The organism is Kitasatospora sp. NPDC059160, assembly GCF_042755465.1.
Taxonomy (GTDB): Bacteria; Actinomycetota; Actinomycetes; order Streptomycetales; family Streptomycetaceae; genus Kitasatospora.
The window spans coordinates 83,491-99,725 of the sequence record NZ_JBHZCN010000005.1; the positions used below are offsets into that span (position 1 = coordinate 83,491).

A 16,235-nucleotide genomic window follows, 5' to 3' on the forward strand; every position below is an offset into this window, starting at 1 on the left:
CCTTCCGGGACTCCTTCCCCACCCTTTTGCAGACCCATGCGGCGCACCAATTCCCCGGTACGGCCGAGGGGGCTCGGGAGATTACTCGGGAGCCCGTTCGGCGATTCGTTGGGAACCGTACTCCTGCGGATTGCGGAGCGGGATGGGCGCGGTGGGTCACGCCAAATCGACGGTGGGTGACGGCAGGGCCGCTGAGCTGCAACATTCTGTTGAAATCAACGTCCGACAGAGTGGTTGAGGAGGGCAATTCTTTGCGAAGTTTTACTCGCCCTCGACAAGCGCCGGAATATGACCATGTCAAGTAATTCTTGACAAATTCCGCCGATCCCGGCAATACGGACAGCGGAAACCATGGGAAAGCTGTGGGAAAGCTGTGAAGCGCCGGGTGGATGTGGCGGAAGTGTGGTCGGATCGGGACGCCGGCGCACACGGCTCCGGTCAGGCCGCCGCCGGCCCCCCGCCGCCGAGGTGGCGCAGCAGGAAGCCCTCCGAGGCCGCCGCCTCGAAGTCGGGCACCGCCAGATGGCCCCCGGCGTTGGCGTACAGCGTCTTCTCCCGCGAGCCCAGCGCCCCGTACAGCGCCAACGCGCCCTCGCGCGGCTGGAGTTCGTCGTCCCACTGGAGGACGAACTCCACCGGCACGGTCACCCGCCCGGCCGCCTCCGCCAGCGCGGCGTTCCCCGCCAGGCCGAACACCGCCGCCACGATGCGGGGTTCGACCGCCGCGAGCGGGACGCCGATCACCGTGCCGAGCGACAACCCCCAGTAGCCGACCGGCCCCAGGCCCTCCCCCGTCGCGTCCGCCAGGGCGTCCAGCACCGCCCGCCACTCCGGCACGGCCCGCTCCGCGAGCGCCGCCGTGTGCCGGGCCACCCACGCGCTGACCGGACGCCCGGCCGCCAGCAACTGCCCGATCTCGGTGGCGAACCGCTCGTCCTGCGCGGTGCGCGCCCGCTCGCCGTGCCCGGGCGCGTCGATCGCCACCGTCGCCCACCCGTACCGCCGCGCGCAGCGCAGCGCCCGCTCCCGCGGCCCCCAGCGGCCCTGCCCGCCCCCGCCCCCGTGCCCGAGCAGCACCAGCGGCCGCGCGCCGGGGCCCGTACCGTCAGGGCCGGGAGGGCCGTCGGGGCCGGGAGGGCCGTCGGGGCCGGGAGGGCCGTCGTCGGGGCCGGAGCCGTCCGGCTGCCAGAGCACGCCGGGTACGCCGTCAAGGACGAAAGGGCGTTCCAGGACGCCGTCCGAGCTGGTCTCCGAGGTGAAGTGCACCCGTCCATGATGGCCCCCGACGCACGTTCGAGTCCGGCCTTTCCACCCCCTGGCCGATACTCGCCGGAGCCGCCCCGGCCCGGACCGCCGCACACGCACCACCGCACTGCCGCCGCGCCGCCGCGGCCCCGCCGACGCGCCGCCACCGCCCGGCCGGCGCCCTGCTACCGCGCCGCCGAGGACTCCCGCAGGAAGTCCGTCAGCAGTGCCGTCACCTCCGCCGGGCGCTCCAGGCTCGGCAGGTGGCCGGCCCAGGGCAGTTCGAGGTGGCGGACGTGCCGGGCGTTCGGCAGCAGGCCCGGCAGTTCGGCGGCGATCGCGCGGTAGTCCGGCAGGTCGTGGGCGCCCGCGACGGCCAGGGTCGGGGCGGTGATCCGGGCGAGGTCGGTCTCCTCCTGCTCCGGACCGCCCGTCGCGTCCCACTGCACCTCGAAGGCGTGGCGCTGCATCCGGCGGACGAACGCGCGGGTCTCCTCGTCGGCCTCCGGGCCCAGCCAGGTGCGGACGTTGAGCTCGACGGCGCCGTCGAGGTCGTCCGCCTCCACCAGCGCCTCCTCCTCGGCGCCGAAGGCCCGCAGGGCCTCGGAGGGCTGGTGGCCCGGCCGGCCGGCGCCGAGCAGGGCCAGGGCGGTGACCGCCTGCGGGCGCAGCGCCGCCACCGTCAGGGCCGTCCGCCCGCCGTACGAGGCGCCGACCACCGCGGTGGACTCGATGCCCAGGTGGTCGAGCAGGGCGAGGACGTCGGCGCCGGCGGCGTACGGCCCGTCGGCGAGCGGCGTCCCGCCGAAGCCGCGGAAGTCGCAGCGGACGACGCGGTGGCCGGCGTCGAGCAGGGCCTGCCACTGCGCGTCCCACATCCGCCGGTCGCACACCGCGGAGTGGAGCAGGAGGACGGCCGGACCGGCACCTGAGTCGTCATGGGAGAGGATCATGCGGCGGATGGTAGCCGTGGGAAGGGTGGGGCGCGAACCTTTTCTCCGCGGAGTAAGCGCTTCCGGCCCCGGGTGGGCTCTTGGTGGGCGAGGAGGTGCTCATGGGAGAACCGAAGAACACACGGGACGAGGAGTTCCAGACGTTCATCGTCGCGGCCTGGCCACGGCTGGTGCGGACGGCGTTCCTGCTGGCCGGCGAGCAGTACGCGGCCGAGGACCTGGTGCAGTCGGCGGCGGAACAGGCCTGCGCGGCCTGGTCGAAGGTGCGCCGGGCCGACGATCCGTACGCCTACGTGCGGCGGATCCTGGTGAACCAGCACGCCCGCCGCTGGCGCCGCCGGCCGCCGGAGCTGCTGGTCGACGCGGTGCCGGACGCGGCCGGGCCGGAGGACGGCTTCGCCCGCTCCGACCAGCGCGGCGCACTGCTGGCCGCGCTCGCCACCCTGCCGCCGCGCCAGCGCGAGGCGGTGGTGCTGCGCCACTGGGAGGACCTGAGCGACAGCCAGACGGCACTGGCGATGGGCTGCTCGGTGGGCGCGGTGCGCAGCCACGCGGCGAAGGGCATAGCGAAGCTGCGGCTGGTCCCGGCGCTGGTGGAGACGATGGACAGGACTGAGATCGGAGGGGCGGTATGACCATGGAGAACCCGGAAGCGGGCAAGGACACCGATCTGTGGGTCGGGCTGGGCCTGGCCGAGGCGGCGTCGACGGCGCGGATCGGACCGGTGCCGGTGGCGGACATCGTGGCGGGCGGCCGGCGGATCCGGCGCCGTCGCCGGACGGCGGTCGGCGCCGTGGCGCTGGCCTCGGCGGTGCTGCTGGCGGGCGGGGCGATCAGCCAGCTGCGGCCGGCCCCGGCCGCCTCCCAGCCGCTGGTCGCCGCGGGCACCGGCCACGGCTCCGGCACCGGCGGCCCGCCGACCCCCACGGCGGGCACGCCCACCACCCCGTCCGCGCGGGACCCGTTCACCCCGCTCCGGGTGGTGCTCGGGCAGGGCACCACGGCGGACGGCAAGGAGTGGAAGCTGTGGCAGGCGGTGTGGCCGACCGCGCCCAGGGACCGGGCGTACGAGCAGGCCCTCGCCGTGTGGCAGGAGCGCAGCCCGTACGACTCGGCGGTCGGCAAGCCCACCCCGGAGTACGTCGACCAGTACTACGACGCCGGCTCCGACGTCATCAACACCTACTTCACGGTCGACGGGGTCCGGCAGAGCCACGACTCCGAGGGCATCACCCCTGCCCCCGGCAAGCTCGACCCCCGCAGCGGCGCGTACATCGCCGGCGGCCTCCAGGGCGCCCGCGGCAAGGGCGACACCGTGGCGCCGGGCGAGATCGTCGCGCTGAGCCTCGGGCCGGACATCGCCCGGGTGAAGGTCACCTGGACGGACGGGAGCGTCACCGAACCGACCATCGTCACCGTGGGCGACCTGCCGCTGCGCCAGGCCGTGGTGGCCCGGCCGGCGGGCAAGACGGCCAAGCTGTGGGAGTTCTTCGACCGGAACGGCGCCAAGCTCCCGGACTCGGGGTCGCAGTTCCTGACCTCCTGACCTCCTGGCGCCCTGGCCCCTGGCCTCCTGGCTCCGCCCGGGCCGTCAGCCCAGCAGCAGCCCCGCCGCCACCTCCGCCCCGTCCGTGCGGATCTCGCGTGCGAGCGCCGTCGCCCGCGCGGCGACCTCCGGGGCCCGCGCCGCTCGGAGCGCGGTGGTCAGCGAATCGACGGTGGGGACGGCCCCGTCGTGGGCCACGCCGATCCCCAACTCGGCGACGCGGCCCGCCCAGTAGGGCTGGTCGACCATCTGCGGGACCACCACCTGCGGGACCCCGGCCAGGGCGGCCGCGGTGGTGGTGCCCGCGCCGCCGTGGTGGACGACGGCGGCGACCCGGGGGAACAGCGCCTGCTGGTTGACCTCGCCGACGGCGAAGCAGTCGCCCCCGCCGTCGGCGAGGGCCAGCTCCGCCCAGCCCCGGGCGAGCACCGTCCGCTGCCCCAGGGCCCGCGCGGCCGTCACCGCGTCGCGCGCCGCGTCGGGCGCGCCGCGCATCGGCATGCTGCCGAAGCCCACGTACACCGGGGCCTCCCCGGCGTCCAGGAAGGCGGACAGGGCAGCGGGCAGCGGGCGGTGGTCGGGCAGCAGCCAGGCCCCCGTCTGCACGACCGTGCTCCCGGCGAACTCCGGCCACGGGCCGAGGAGTTGGTCGGTGGCCAGCCAGGGGCGGTCGGTGAGGATGTGGTCGCGCACACGGTCCACGGTGGGCAGGCCCACCGAGGCCCGGTGGGCGTTGACCGGCTCGCGGAACAGCGCGTCCATGGTGCGGATGTTCTCCTGCCACAGCTCCCGGTTGTCCGTCACCCCCGGCGGGTGCGGGTGGCCCGGGTACTCGAACGGCGGGTGGTGCGGGGAGGGCAGCATGGTCGGCTGGAGGGCGACGTACCGGAAGCGGGCGCCGACCGTCTCGGCCGCCGACCGGGCGCCGGCCACCGCCGGGTACAGCCCGGTGGCCACCACTGTGCCCCCCGGCCGGGCGGTCGCCGCGACGGCCTCGTGGAACTGCCCGACCATCGTGGCCACCCGCCGGGGGAAGTCCCCGGGCGCGGGCGGCGCCCCGTTCACGGCCGCCCGCACCGCTGCCCGCACGTCCGGTCCGACCGGGACCAGCTCGACCCCGTCGACGGCCAGCCGCCGGGCGAACTCCTCGTCCGGCGGAGCGCACACCCGCACCGGCACGCCGAGTTCCCGCAGCTTCACCGCGAGTCCCGCCAGCGGCTGGACGTCACCGCGCGAACCGTAGGTGGAGAGCACCACACGCATCCTGACATTCCTCCCGTTCTCCCCAGGGACGACCCTGGAGGGGGAGATTCTGCGGCACGACCGGGGCCTTGCGGCAAGACCCCCCGTGCGCTATAGCTTGAGAGTGGCGGGAAGCGCGTGCGGTCATCCGCGCAGGACCGCCACCACCTCCCCGACCAACTGCCGTGCCCGGTCCACCGTCGCGGCCAGCGCCTCGGGCGTCTCCCCGGCGGAGCCGAGCAGTCGACGCACCCGGGCCTCGAAGTCGACGGGCACACCGTCGAGTCGACCGGCGACGGCCAGCGCGCCCTTCTCGTTCAGGCACCAGCGCCGGTCCCGCGCGTACAGCGCCTGCACCAGCACGCCGACCGCCCGGGACAGGCAGAGCGACACGTACAGCACGTCGCCCCGCCCCGCACCCTTCGCGGCCGCACCGACCAGGAACTCCGCCTCCCAGGCCCCGGCCGTCAGGGCCGCCCGCAGCGGTTCGGGATAGTCCGCGACCTGCGCCCGCAGGGTCGCCAACTCCCCTGCCGGGTCGGCGAGTACGCGACCGAGCGCGAGCTCCCCGACGTAGCAGGGCGACCAGAACCCGAGCGGGTGCCCGGCCTGCACGCCGACCTCGTAGCGGCCCGCGCGGCAGTCCGCCCACACCCGCTCGACCCGGTCGAGGTCCCGCAGGATCCAGTCCACGGCGACCCCGCCGACCCGCAGCCACGCCCCACCGTTCACCCACGGCCCCCAGCCGCCGGGCCCGGCGACCTCGACCCCGGGGCCCGCCACCTCCCCCAGGGCGGCGAGGTCCAACTCGCCCCGGTAGTACACCCCGAGGTCCCAGTCGGACTCCGGCCGGTGTTCCCCCCGCGCCCGGCTGCCCCCGAGCATCACCCCCACCACGCCCGGAACTTCGGCCAGCCGGGCCGCCATGTGCTCGATGTGCTCGGTGATCGCCTGCATGGCGGCATTCTGGCGCGCCCACCGCCCCCGGGCCACCGCATTCCAGCCCGGCGGGCTGCGCCGTGGACGGCCCCCGCCGCCGGGAACGGCTCCCTCGGGTCGACGGGCCGCGAGGGCCCGTCGCGTCAGGACCCGCCTGATCCTCGGCCGGTCAGGTGGGCGGCCAGGTCTTCGGCCAGGCGGGCGGGATGACCCCGGCGGCGGCGGGCGAGGGCGAGGCCGAGGTGGCGGCGGGGGCCGGGTTCGGCGAGGGGGAGGGCGACCAGGTCGGGGTGCGGGGCGAGGCCGATCTCGGGGATGAGGGCGATGCCGATCCCGCCCCGGACGAGGGACTGGGCGAACTCGTAGTCGGTCGCGGTGCAGCAGATCCGCAGCTCGACCCCGGCCAGGGCGGCGTGGTGGGTGAGCTGGCCGGCGGACTTGCGACAGCCCAGGATCCAGCGCTGGTCGGCGAGTTCGGCCAGGTGCGGCGGCTCGGGCCGGTCCCGGTAGCGGATCGCGGCCGGGTGCCGGACGGGCAGGACGACCCGCAGCGGGTCCGCGCCGAGCGGGGTCCAGTCCAGGCCGGAGCGGTCGCCGGGGCGGCTGGGCGGCGGCCCGTCGAGGTGGTAGGCGAGGGCGAGGTCGGCCCGGCCTTCGCGGACGGCGGGCAGGCTCTCCTCCGGCTCCGCCTCCAGGACGGTGAGTTCCACCTCGGGGTGGTCGGCGGCGAAGGCGGCGAGCGCCGCGGGCAGCAGGCGGCGGCCGCCGCTGGCGAAGGTGGCGACGGTCAGGGCGGTCCGTTCGGCGGTCAGCCGGTCGATGCGCTGCCGGGTGTCGGCGAGTTCGGCGGCGATCGCGTCGGCCGCCTCGACCAGGAGGCGGCCCGCGTCGGTGAGGGTGACACCCCGGGTGGAGCGCTCCACGACGGGCGCGCCGAGGCCGCGTTCGAGGGCGGCGACCTGCTGGGAGACGGCCGAGGGCGTGCAGTGCAGGGCCTGCGCCGCCTGGTTGAAGCTGCCGCGGCGGGCGACCTCCCGCAGTACGGCCAGCCGCTGGACGTCGATCAACAGTTCTCCTTATGACGAGGGCTCCAGCTCGACACTACTGCTGTCGCCCAGTGCGCGGCAGGCTGACCACCGAAGCCGACCCGCAGAGGGCGGGGCGGCACAGTGCGGGACAGCACGGTGCGGGACAGCACGGCATGGGACGGCACGGTACGGAACCGGGCCGGACAGAGGGGATCCGAACGATGGACGTGTGCGTGATCGGCGGGAGCCGCTACTTCGGCAGGCAGTTGATCGAGGAGCTCCGCGACGCGGGCGCGGCGGTGACGGTGGTCAACCGCGGCTCGGTCCCCGCCCCGCACGGCGTGACCCACCTGCGCGCCGACCGCAACGACGAGGCCGCGCTGAACGCCGCGCTCGGCGACCGGCGCTTCGACGCCGTCGTGGACCAGGTCTGCTACACGCCCGTCCAGGCGGCCGTCGCCGCGCGGGTGTTCGCCGACCGCACCCCGCGCTACCTGCTCACCTCCACCGTCGAGGTCTACGCCCACCTCGGCCGCCCCGGCGGCGCACCGCTGCCGGAGCAGGCGCTCGATCTGTCGGCCGAGCGGGTGGACCTGCGACTCCCCTGGTCCGAGCAGGAGTTCCGGTCGGAGAACTACGCCGAGGGCAAGCGCCAGGCGGAGGCCCTGCTCACCCGGCTGGCCCCCTTCGACCTGGTCGCCGTCCGCACCGCGCACGTCCTCGGCGGCGCCGACTTCACCGGTCGGCTGGCGCACTACGTGGAGCGGATCGGGCGCGGCCTGCCGGTGGCCGTGCACCCGTCGCCGCAGCGCGCGTCCTTCGTCCACGCGCCGGAGATCGCCCGGTTCCTGGCCTGGGCCGCGCAGGCGGACTTCACCGGCCCGGTCAACGCGGCCTCCCCGGAGGCCCTGGACGTACGGGAGTTGTCCGCCGTGGTCGGCCAGGTGGTCGGCCGGGAGCCGGAGTTGGCCGTCGCCGGTGCGGGCGGGCCGCACTCCCCGTTCTCCTTCGACCACTGCTACGCGATGGACACCGGCCGGGCGGCCCACCAGGGCTTCCGCTTCTCCCCCGTCACCGACTGGCTGCCCCAGGCCGTCAAGGAGGCCCACGCATGAGCACGCTCCCCACGACTCCCGCCACCCGCCGGATCGGCGGCCTCGGCGTCGGCGCGATCGGCCTGGGCGCGATGCCCCTGTCGGTCGAGGGCCGCCCGGCCGAGGAGCAGGCCGTCGCCACCGTCCACGCCGCCCTGGACGCGGGCGTGACGCTGATCGACACCGCCGACTCCTACCACTGGCACGCGGACGAGGTGGGCCACAACGAGCGCCTGGTCGCCCGCGCCCTGGCCACGTACGGCGGCGGCACCGACGACGTCCTGGTGGCGACCAAGGGCGGGCGGGGCCGCCCCGGGGACGGCAGTTGGACGGTCGACGGCGACCCGCGCCACCTGCGCCGGGCCGCCCGGGCCTCGGCCGCGCGGCTGGGCGTCGAGGCCATCGGCCTCTACCAGCTGCACAAGCCCGACCCGGCCGTGCCCTTCGCCGACTCGGTCGGCGCGCTGCGCGAGCTGGTGGACGCGGGGACGGTACGGCTGGTCGGCATCTCCAACGTGGACTGCGCGCAGATCCGCACCGCCCGGGAGATCCTCGGCCCGCACCTGGTCTCCGTTCAGAACCGTTTCTCCCCGGCGTACACCGCCACCCGCGACACCCTCGACCTGTGCACCGCACTCGGCCTGGCCTTCCTCCCCTGGAGCCCCCTCGGCGGCATCTCCACCAGCGCCGTCGACGACCCGGGCGCCGCCGCACCGGCGACCGACACCCCGTTCCACGCCCTCGCCCGCGCCCGGGGCGTCAGCCCCCAGCAGATCTGCCTGGCCTGGCACCTCGCCCAGTCCCCCGGCGTCCTGCCGATCCCCGGTGCCCGCCGCCCCGCCTCCGTCCGCGACTCCGCCGCCGCGGCCGGGCTCGTGCTGACGGCCGAGGAACTGGCGACACTGCACCTGTAGTCGCCCGTACGACACCCGTAGTGCCGCGGTCGAACGGCGGCTCAGGCCCCCGCCTCCGTGGCGGCCCGCTCGGCGGCGCTGCGGAGCACGCAGAACTCGTTGCCCTCGGGATCCGCGAGCACCGCCCACCCGGTGCCGTCCGGCTCGCGGCGGTCGGCGACGAGGGTGGCGCCGAGCTCCAGCAGCCGTGCCACCTCCTGGTCGCGCGGGCCCTCCGGGCGCAGGCACAGGTGGAGGCGGTTCTTGGCCGTTTTCGGCTCGGGCACCTGACTGAAGTACAGCACCGGCCCCTCCGCGAGCATCACCGCCACCTCCTCGTCGCCGGGCCCGTCGTCCGGGCCGAGCGGTCGGCCCGTCACCTCACTCCAGAAGCGGGCCAGCTCATAGGCGTTCGCACAGTCGACCGCCACGTTCTGCACTACCGAGACCATGCGCCCGAGCCTCCCCGATTCCCGCGCCGGCCGCCACCGGGTTGCGCGCCGACCGCCACCGGGTTGCGCGCCGGGAACCATCCGAGCGGGTACGAAGTCCTGTACGGAGTGAATCCCGATGCAGCAGCCCAGAACCCGCCGGCCCGCCCCCAGGTCAACCAGATCAACCGCAGGCGGCTGCTGTTGAGCGCGGCGGGCGGTATCGGCGCGCTCGCCGTCGCGGGCGGGGCCCGCTGGTGGGCGGACCGGAGCGCCGAGCACGGCCCCCGGCTCTGGAGCACGACGGCCGCGAACGGGCGGCTCATCCTGACCGACGGCCCGCAGCGGGACCTCTACGTCTCCGGGTCCGACGGCAACCTGCGCGCGCTCGACCCCCGCACCGGCGCCGTCCGCTGGAGCCGGGCGGTCGACTCGCCCGACGCCGTCTCCGCCTACCTGGGCGGCCGCCCGTCGGCGGTGGGCGACGGCGCGGTGTACACGGCCATCTCGACCGGGCTGCAGGCGTTGGACGCCACCACCGGCGAGGTGCGCTGGCAGGTGCCGGTGCCGGAGTGGGCCGAGCTCCCCGCCGAGCAGACCCCGGTCGCCGTCGGCGGCGGCCTCGTGTTCGCGGTCCACGGGGGCGCACTGCACGCCCACGACCCGGCCACCGGCGAAACGCGCTGGAGCAAGGCGTCGGGTGCCGGGGACTTCCTGGCCGCGGACGGCGACACCGTGTACACCGGCGGGGCCGGGGCCCGCGCCTTCGACGCGCGCACCGGCGAGCAGCGCTGGGTGCAGGAGACCGTCCCCGGCGTCAACACCACCCCCGTCGTCCACCGGGGCGCCGTCCTGCTCACGTACGCCGGCGGGACCGCGACCACCACATGGGTCGGCTCACTGGAGGCGGCCACCGGCCGGGTGCGCTGGCAGCGCATGCAGCGCGGCGCGACCAACCACCCGCTGTCGGCCGCGGACGGGACGGTCTGCTTCCTCAGCGGGACGCAGCTGGTCGGGATGGACACGGAGACCGGCGAGCCGCGTTGGACGGCCACCGTGACCCTGGGGCTGGGCCGCGGCGAGAGCTCGATGACCACCGCGAACGGCGTCGCCTACGTCGGCACCAACGACGACCGGCTGTTCGCCTTCGACCTCACCACCGGCAGCCCCCGCTGGCAGGACGCCCCGGACGACCTCCGCTCCGGCACCGGGTACACCTACGTCTCGCTGGCCGCCGCCGGCTCCACCGTCTACCGCAGCAGCCGCACCGGCCTCCAGGCCCTGGGCACCCTGACCTGAGGCCGGGCTCACCCGGCGCCACGGGCGAACCGCATCGAACACCGGCGGTGGGCCCCGTCGTCCCGGTACGTCCGCTCCACCAGCCGCCACCCCGCCGCCTCGATCCGCTCGACGTACCGCGCGAGGTTCCGTTCGGGATGCACCGGGTGCAGGCGGATGCTCCGCTCGTGCCCGGCGTCGCCCCGCTCCCAGCACCGGGCGGCATGACTGTCCACGGGGCCGAGGCCACGGGGCACGTGTCGCTCCATGCGGGCGATCGTAGGCGGGACCGGGACGTTCGAGCACCCGGCTTTCCCGTCGGCCGCCCCGGGATCCCCATAGGCGCGAAAACGCGATCTGCGGCAAGCTCGGAGCGGTGGTGCCGAGCGGAGACCGAGAGGCGGCGGGCATGACGGAAGCGACGATACGGGCCAACGAGACGACGGTGCCGGTGATGCCGTGCGTTTCGGTGGAGGAGACGCTGGAGTTCTACCGGGCACTGGGGTTCGAGGTCACCTTCCAGCAGACCCGGCCCTACCTCTACCTGGCACTGGAGTGGAGCGGTTTCGCCCTGCACTTCGGAACACCGCCGAAGAACACCGACCCGGGCCAGGAGGAGGTGGGAGGCTGCCTGATCCTGGTCGACGATGTCGCGCCCTACCACGCCGAGTTCAGCAGAGCCCTGCGCGCCGCCTACGGGAAGGTCCCGGCCAAGGGCAGGCCGCGCATCACCCGGTTCCGGCCGGGGGCAAGCCGGTTCACCATGGTCGACCCGTCCGGGAACTCGGTCATCTTCATCCAGCGGGACGAACCCGCAGGGCTGGAGTACGGCGGCTCGAAGGAGCTCACCGGGCTGGCCAGGGCCCTCGACAACGCCCGGATCCTCAGCGAGTTCAAGAACGACGACCGCGCCGCCCTGCGGGTCCTCACCACCGCCCTGCGTAGGCACGGGCCCACCGCACCGCCCGTGGACACGGCCCGGACGCTCACCACGCTGATCGAGCTCGCCACTGCGTTGGACGAGACCGAAAGCGTCGACGGATGGCGTCAACGATTGAACGCCCTCGACCTCACCGACGCCGAACGTGGCCCGGCGGGCATGCCCTGAGGTTCCGCCGTCCGCCCGGCCGTCGTGGGAACCGATGGGCGGCCGGTGCGGGCGGGTAGCTTGTGACGGGGTCACCCGGCGCCGGAGAGCGGCGAGTTCCCGAGCAGACGGAGGTGGGGCACGGTGGCGACGTACGTACTGATCCACGGCGCGGCGGCGGACGCGTGGTACTGGGGGCCGCTGGCCGCCGAGTTGCGCGGCCGGGGCCACGAGGTGATCGCACCGAACCTGCCGTGCGGGGACGAGTCGGCCGGGCTCGGCGCGTACGCGGACGCGGTGGTGGCGGCGATCGGCGACCGGTCCGAACTCGTCCTGGTGGCGCACTCGTTCGGCGGTTTCACCGGGCCGCTGGTGTGCGCGCGGGTGCCGGTGGACCTGCTGGTCATGCTCCAGGCCCAGATCCCGGCCCAGGGCGAGACGCCGGGCGCGTGGTGGGACACCACCGGGTACGGCGGGGCCCGGCAGGAGGCCGACCGGCGGCGGGGCGTCCCCGAGGGCACCGAGGAGGACCCGGTCACCCTCTACCTGCACGACACCCCGGCGGAGCTCGCGGCCGAGCTGATGACGCATCACCAACAACCGCAAGCAGCTGCGCCGTTCGGCGACCCGTGGCCGCTGGACGCCTGGCCGCAGGTGCCGACCGAGGTCCTGCTGTCGGCCGGTGACCGGTTCTTCCCGGTGGAGTTCATGCGGCGGCTGGCCGTCGAGCGGCTCGGCATCGAGCCGGACGAGATGCCCGGCGACCACCTGCCGATGCTCGGCCACCCGGAGGAACTGGCCGAGCGCCTGGAGGCGTACCGCGCCGCGCTGTAGCGGCCCTGGCACGCGGGAGGAACGGGAAGTCGGCAGCGTCGACTTCCCACTCCTCGCGGTTCACGGGTGCGAGTTGCCGGGAGTCCGGCTATGGCCGGGTTCAGGTGGCATCGGGGGGCGGCGGCATCGGCTGACCCATCCAGGTGAAACACCGTGACCACTCGGGCCGACACCTCCCGAGCTGCGGCCGAACCGCACCGCCGCCCACCTAGCTTCGCGGCTGAGCGGGCCCGACCGAACGGGCTCGCGACTACCTAGATCTAGGAGTGAGCAGCAGTGCGCATCACCCACAAGGCCGTCGCGATCCTCGCGGCGGCCGTCTCCTTCTCCGGCCTCACCGTCCTCAACTCCGGGACCGCCACGGCCGCCGTCCCGGTCACCGCCTCCCTCCAGGTCCAGAGCGACAGCACCAACCTGGACGAGAACCTCGGCACCACCGTGCTGACCCGCGACCCCAGCTTCACGTACCAGAACTGGACCCTCACCCCGCTCGGCGACGGCAGCTTCACCATCAAGGGCACCCACTACGGCAAGTGCATCGCGAGCAACGGCCTCGGGGCGAACGTCACCCAGAAGCCCTGCAACGCGAACGACCTCGCCCAACGGTGGTACCTCGACCCGGGCCTGGACTTCACGGCCATCGCGAGCGCGAAGTACCTGGACACCGTCCTCCAGGCCAACGGCCTGGACAGGCCCGTCACCACCGAGTTGTCGCTCGGCACCACGAACCAGCAGTGGACCCCCTACTTGAAGTGACGCCCTTTCAGGTACCGGTCCGCCGCCACCCAGCGGCGGGCCGGTACCGCACCGTCGAGGTCGCCCTCCTCACCCTCGCGACCGCCACCGCTGCGCCGTCCCAGCGAAACGCCTGAACCAGTTGGCCTACCCTCATCGAGTCGTCCACAAACGACTTCCCTCGCACCCCTAGTTTCGCGGCCGGGCGGGCCCACCCCGGGCTCGCCGACCCCTCGAACTAGGAGAAGCAGTGCGCATCACCCAGAAGGCCGTCGCCACCCTCGTGGCGGCCGCCTCCCTCACCGGCGGCGCCGTCCTGAACTGCGGAACGGCCTCGGCCGCTGTCCCGGTCACCGCTTCCCTCCAGGTCCAGAGCGACTTCAACAACCTGGACGAGTACCTCGGCGGCGAGGTCTGGACCCGCGACCCCAACCTCACCTACCAGGTCTGGACCCTCACTCCGCTCGGCAACGGCACCTTCACCATCAAGGGCACCCACTACGGCAAGTGCCTCGCTGCCGCCGGCCCCGGCAAGGCCGTCACCCAGCAGAACTGCGACGCGACCAACCTCGCCCAGCGGTGGATCGTCGAACCGAGCGTGGACGCCACGGCCATCGCCAGCGTGAAGTACCTGGACTACGTCCTCCAGGCCAACGGGCAGGACCAGCGGGTGACCACCGAGCTGTCGGTCGGTTCCCAGAACCAGCAGTGGACCGCCTACGAGAAGTAGCGCAGACCGGCCCCGGCCCGCCGCGCCCACCGGCAGGCCGGCGCCATCGCGCTCAGCCCCGTCGCGTCCAGAAGTTCCGCGCCTCCTCCCGCTGCGCGGCCACCCCCGGCACGACGGCGAGGGCCTCGGCGTACCGGCCCTGCCGCACCAGCAGGCCCGCCAGGTCCCGCGCGGCCCCCTTCCCGGGCAGCAGCGGGCGCAGCCGGGCGATCGCCTCGTCCAGCCGCCCGTCCCGGGCGAGCAGCCAGGCGATGGTGGACTCCCGGTCGTGAACCTCCGCCGGCGGCAGTGCCTCGATCTCGGCGATGGCCTCCCGGCTGCGGCCGGACTCCCCCATCAGCCACCACCGGTTGGACCGGAGCCAGAACTCGTCGTTCTCCGCGTGGAATTCGGGACTTCGTCCCACGGTGAGCTCCAACGCCCGCTCGTGCAGGCCGTGTTCGGCCAGCAGAAGCAGCACTGGCTGGAGCAGGTTCCCGTCGTGAAGGTTGTCGAAGGTGTGCGCCACCGCCGCCACCGCGTCCTCGAACCGGCCCTGGCGCACGAGGAGTTCCAGCAGCGCGTTCCCGTAGTGCCCCGCGTAGGTCGAGGTGGCGATCCGGCCGCGCAGGTACGCCTCCGCCTCCCCGGGGCTGCCCGCCTCCTCCAAGCCCCGCACGTACGGGCGCAGCGCGGCGAAGGTGTCCGTGCCGGCGTGTTCGCGCAACTCGTCGATCCGCCGGCCCGGACCAGCACCTCGGCGTAGTCCCGCCAGGCCCGGGCCTCGTCGAACCCGTCCCCGGCCGGCTCGGCGGGGCAGGCCAGCTCCAGCGCCCGCCCGATCCGCCCCCACCGCAGCAGGACGTCCGCGCCCACCCGTACCGCGGGCTGCCACCCGGTCGCCGCGAACGGCTCGACGACCTCCCAGGCCCGCCCGAACTCCCCGGCCGCGCACAGTTCCCGCACCACGCCCTCGGCGCAGCACCAGTCCCCGCGCTCCCGCGCCGCCGCCGCCACCAGCTCCGTACAGCCCCGTTCGAGCAGGGCCGCCACGAGCTCCCGCGGTACGCCGCCGTGGTGGCTCAGCTGCCACTGAAGATCATCAACGTTCACCGGCGCACCCTAGGAGGCGCCACGGACAGCCCCTGGCTCCCGACTCCGACTGCCTGCTTCCCGGCCGCCCGTCAGGCCAGGGCCGGGTGGATCAGCCGGCCGTGGTGGATCAGGGAGGCGGCCTGCTTGAGGCGGCGCACGCGGACGCTGATCTCGTAGCCGCGGATGCCCTCGATGCGGGCGAGGCGGGTGCTCAGGTAGCGGTAGAAGTCCGGGGTGTCCTTGCAGAACACGACGGCCATGATGTTGTGCCGGCCGCTGACGGCCGCGGCGAAGGCGACCTCGTCGTGCCGGCTGATCTCCTCGCCGATGCGGTGCAGCCCGGACAGGTCGACCTGGAGCCAGAGGGTGGCGTTGAGTTCGTAGCCGAGCCGCTCCGGCATGGTGTCGATGTCGAAGACCAGCGAGCCGGAGGACTCCAGGGCCTCCATCCGGCGGGCGACGCGGGGCTTGGACCAGCCGGTGACCTCGGCGAGGCGGGTGTGGGAGGCGCGGCCGTCCTCGGCCAGGGCGGCCAGCAGGGGGAGGTCCTCGTCGGTCGGGGTGAGCGGGGGGCCGACGGGGGCGGGGCGCTCCCCGGCGAGCCGGCGGACCTGCTCCTCGGTGAGGGAGCCCTCGCCGCCGGTCCAGCCGCCCGCGCGCTCGGGGCCGAAGGGGTGGATGAGCAGGTCGACGCTCATGTCGAGGACGGAGGCCGCCTTGGGGAGCTGCCGCAGCAGGACGTCGTCGCGGCCGGTGCCGGCCGGTGAGCGGATGATGCAGTTGATCTCCGAACCGCCGGAGGCGATGCCGACGTAGGCGACGTCGGGCCTGCGGGCGAGGGAGTCGGCGAGCGGCCCCACGGCGTCGGGTCGGCAGCGCAGGCGGGCGATCCACTCGGCCCGGCCGTGGGCGGCGGCGGAGCTCAGGCCGACGACGCGCAGGACCCCGCTGCGGCGCAGCGCGGTGTAGCGGCGCGCCACGGTCTGCTCGGACACCCCGATGACCTCGGCGAGGCGGCGGAAGGGGACCCGCGGGCCGTAGTGGAGTCCGTGGATGATCGTGCGGTCCAGGGCGTCGGGCATGGCGGAATCATCACACAGTCGGCACCGGAATGGATGTTCCGGAA

Annotated in this window: 18 protein-coding genes; 9 read left to right on the forward strand and 9 right to left on the reverse strand. The window is 74.5% G+C overall.

The features are described from left to right. Positions 1-438: 438 nt before the first annotated feature. Together ACFXOZ_RS03440 and ACFXOZ_RS03445 are read right to left on the reverse strand one after the other, a co-directional pair. Positions 439-1,266, reverse strand: a complete 828-nt coding sequence (locus ACFXOZ_RS03440) for an alpha/beta hydrolase (RefSeq protein WP_380586998.1) — start codon at positions 1,264-1,266, stop codon at positions 439-441. A 164-nt stretch (positions 1,267-1,430) separates the two neighbouring features. Then, positions 1,431-2,198, reverse strand: a complete 768-nt coding sequence (locus tag ACFXOZ_RS03445) for an alpha/beta fold hydrolase (RefSeq protein ID WP_375892079.1) — start codon at positions 2,196-2,198, stop codon at positions 1,431-1,433. 101 nt (positions 2,199-2,299) lie between these two features. On the opposite strand from ACFXOZ_RS03445, the gene ACFXOZ_RS03450 reads away from it, so the two are divergent. Next, positions 2,300-2,833: a SigE family RNA polymerase sigma factor gene (locus ACFXOZ_RS03450; RefSeq protein WP_375892080.1), complete on the forward strand. Its 534-nt coding sequence runs from the start codon at positions 2,300-2,302 to the stop codon at positions 2,831-2,833. After that, on the forward strand, positions 2,830-3,744 hold the full coding sequence (locus ACFXOZ_RS03455; RefSeq protein ID WP_380587001.1) for a hypothetical protein: 915 nt from the start codon (positions 2,830-2,832) through the stop codon (positions 3,742-3,744). Before ACFXOZ_RS03450 ends, ACFXOZ_RS03455 begins: the two co-directional genes overlap by 4 nt. Positions 3,745-3,789: 45 nt before the next feature. Here the strand turns inward: ACFXOZ_RS03455 and ACFXOZ_RS03460 are convergent, their stop codons facing one another. From ACFXOZ_RS03460 to ACFXOZ_RS03470, 3 genes are all read right to left on the reverse strand, one after another. After that, entirely contained in the window at positions 3,790-5,007 is a 1,218-nt protein-coding gene (locus ACFXOZ_RS03460; RefSeq protein WP_380587004.1) for a glycosyltransferase, read from the reverse strand. 123 nt (positions 5,008-5,130) lie between these two features. Beyond that, positions 5,131-5,943 (reverse strand): nucleotidyltransferase domain-containing protein, encoded by an 813-nt coding sequence (locus tag ACFXOZ_RS03465; RefSeq protein ID WP_380587007.1) that lies wholly within the window; start codon positions 5,941-5,943, stop codon positions 5,131-5,133. A 125-nt stretch (positions 5,944-6,068) separates the two neighbouring features. Then, on the reverse strand, positions 6,069-6,992 hold the full coding sequence (locus ACFXOZ_RS03470; RefSeq protein WP_375892086.1) for a LysR family transcriptional regulator: 924 nt from the start codon (positions 6,990-6,992) through the stop codon (positions 6,069-6,071). 182 nt (positions 6,993-7,174) lie between these two features. Between ACFXOZ_RS03470 and ACFXOZ_RS03475 the strand changes: the two genes are divergently transcribed. Next, a complete protein-coding gene (locus ACFXOZ_RS03475) occupies positions 7,175-8,068 on the forward strand; it encodes an NAD-dependent epimerase/dehydratase family protein (protein ID WP_380587010.1) in 894 nt (297 codons plus the stop codon). Continuing rightward, on the forward strand, positions 8,065-8,961 hold the full coding sequence (locus tag ACFXOZ_RS03480; protein WP_375892090.1) for an aldo/keto reductase: 897 nt from the start codon (positions 8,065-8,067) through the stop codon (positions 8,959-8,961). The genes ACFXOZ_RS03475 and ACFXOZ_RS03480 overlap by 4 nt, the downstream gene beginning before the upstream one ends. A gap of 41 nt (positions 8,962-9,002) precedes the next feature. Here the strand turns inward: ACFXOZ_RS03480 and ACFXOZ_RS03485 are convergent, their stop codons facing one another. After that, complete coding sequence (locus tag ACFXOZ_RS03485) at positions 9,003-9,392, reverse strand: VOC family protein (RefSeq protein ID WP_375892092.1); 390 nt, start codon at positions 9,390-9,392, stop codon at positions 9,003-9,005. Between the two features lie 108 nt (positions 9,393-9,500). On the opposite strand from ACFXOZ_RS03485, the gene ACFXOZ_RS03490 reads away from it, so the two are divergent. After that, positions 9,501-10,670: a PQQ-binding-like beta-propeller repeat protein gene (locus ACFXOZ_RS03490; RefSeq protein ID WP_380587013.1), complete on the forward strand. Its 1,170-nt coding sequence runs from the start codon at positions 9,501-9,503 to the stop codon at positions 10,668-10,670. An 8-nt stretch (positions 10,671-10,678) separates the two neighbouring features. Here the strand turns inward: ACFXOZ_RS03490 and ACFXOZ_RS03495 are convergent, their stop codons facing one another. After that, positions 10,679-10,918, reverse strand: a complete 240-nt coding sequence (locus ACFXOZ_RS03495) for a hypothetical protein (protein WP_380523108.1) — start codon at positions 10,916-10,918, stop codon at positions 10,679-10,681. 140 nt (positions 10,919-11,058) lie between these two features. Here ACFXOZ_RS03495 and ACFXOZ_RS03500 point away from each other — a divergent pair, with 140 nt between their 5' ends. From ACFXOZ_RS03500 to ACFXOZ_RS03515, 4 genes are all read left to right on the forward strand, one after another. Beyond that, a complete protein-coding gene (locus ACFXOZ_RS03500; protein ID WP_380587016.1) occupies positions 11,059-11,757 on the forward strand; it encodes a glyoxalase in 699 nt (232 codons plus the stop codon). Positions 11,758-11,880: 123 nt separating this feature from the next. Further along, positions 11,881-12,570, forward strand: coding sequence for an alpha/beta fold hydrolase (locus ACFXOZ_RS03505; RefSeq protein ID WP_380587019.1), 690 nt, complete (start codon positions 11,881-11,883; stop codon positions 12,568-12,570). 276 nt (positions 12,571-12,846) lie between these two features. Next, positions 12,847-13,326, forward strand: a complete 480-nt coding sequence (locus ACFXOZ_RS03510; RefSeq protein ID WP_380587021.1) for an RICIN domain-containing protein — start codon at positions 12,847-12,849, stop codon at positions 13,324-13,326. A 229-nt stretch (positions 13,327-13,555) separates the two neighbouring features. After that, positions 13,556-14,035 carry an RICIN domain-containing protein gene (locus ACFXOZ_RS03515; RefSeq protein ID WP_380523104.1) on the forward strand — a complete coding sequence of 160 codons (480 nt, stop codon included), beginning with the start codon at positions 13,556-13,558 and terminating at the stop codon, positions 14,033-14,035. Positions 14,036-14,087: 52 nt separating this feature from the next. On the opposite strand, the gene ACFXOZ_RS03520 is transcribed toward ACFXOZ_RS03515, so the two are convergent. Further along, entirely contained in the window at positions 14,088-14,741 is a 654-nt protein-coding gene (locus ACFXOZ_RS03520; RefSeq protein ID WP_380587024.1) for a hypothetical protein, read from the reverse strand. A 457-nt stretch (positions 14,742-15,198) separates the two neighbouring features. After that, entirely contained in the window at positions 15,199-16,191 is a 993-nt protein-coding gene (locus ACFXOZ_RS03525) for an Lrp/AsnC family transcriptional regulator (protein ID WP_375892104.1), read from the reverse strand. Between the last annotated feature and the right edge of the window lie 44 nt (positions 16,192-16,235).

Excerpts from the sequence above, each read along its gene's own strand:
- ACFXOZ_RS03445 (WP_375892079.1), bottom strand. The coding sequence starts at position 2,198 with ATGATCCTCTCCCATGACGACTCAGGTGCCGGTCCGGCCGTCCTCCTG.
- ACFXOZ_RS03450 (WP_375892080.1), top strand. The coding sequence starts at position 2,300 with ATGGGAGAACCGAAGAACACACGGGACGAGGAGTTCCAGACGTTCATC.
- ACFXOZ_RS03455 (WP_380587001.1), top strand. The coding sequence starts at position 2,830 with ATGACCATGGAGAACCCGGAAGCGGGCAAGGACACCGATCTGTGGGTC.
- ACFXOZ_RS03460 (WP_380587004.1), bottom strand. The coding sequence starts at position 5,007 with ATGCGTGTGGTGCTCTCCACCTACGGTTCGCGCGGTGACGTCCAGCCG.
- ACFXOZ_RS03465 (WP_380587007.1), bottom strand. The coding sequence starts at position 5,943 with ATGCAGGCGATCACCGAGCACATCGAGCACATGGCGGCCCGGCTGGCC.
- ACFXOZ_RS03475 (WP_380587010.1), top strand. The coding sequence starts at position 7,175 with ATGGACGTGTGCGTGATCGGCGGGAGCCGCTACTTCGGCAGGCAGTTG.
- ACFXOZ_RS03480 (WP_375892090.1), top strand. The coding sequence starts at position 8,065 with ATGAGCACGCTCCCCACGACTCCCGCCACCCGCCGGATCGGCGGCCTC.
- ACFXOZ_RS03485 (WP_375892092.1), bottom strand. The coding sequence starts at position 9,392 with ATGGTCTCGGTAGTGCAGAACGTGGCGGTCGACTGTGCGAACGCCTAT.
- ACFXOZ_RS03495 (WP_380523108.1), bottom strand. The coding sequence starts at position 10,918 with ATGGAGCGACACGTGCCCCGTGGCCTCGGCCCCGTGGACAGTCATGCC.
- ACFXOZ_RS03500 (WP_380587016.1), top strand. The coding sequence starts at position 11,059 with ATGACGGAAGCGACGATACGGGCCAACGAGACGACGGTGCCGGTGATG.
- ACFXOZ_RS03525 (WP_375892104.1), bottom strand. The coding sequence starts at position 16,191 with ATGCCCGACGCCCTGGACCGCACGATCATCCACGGACTCCACTACGGC.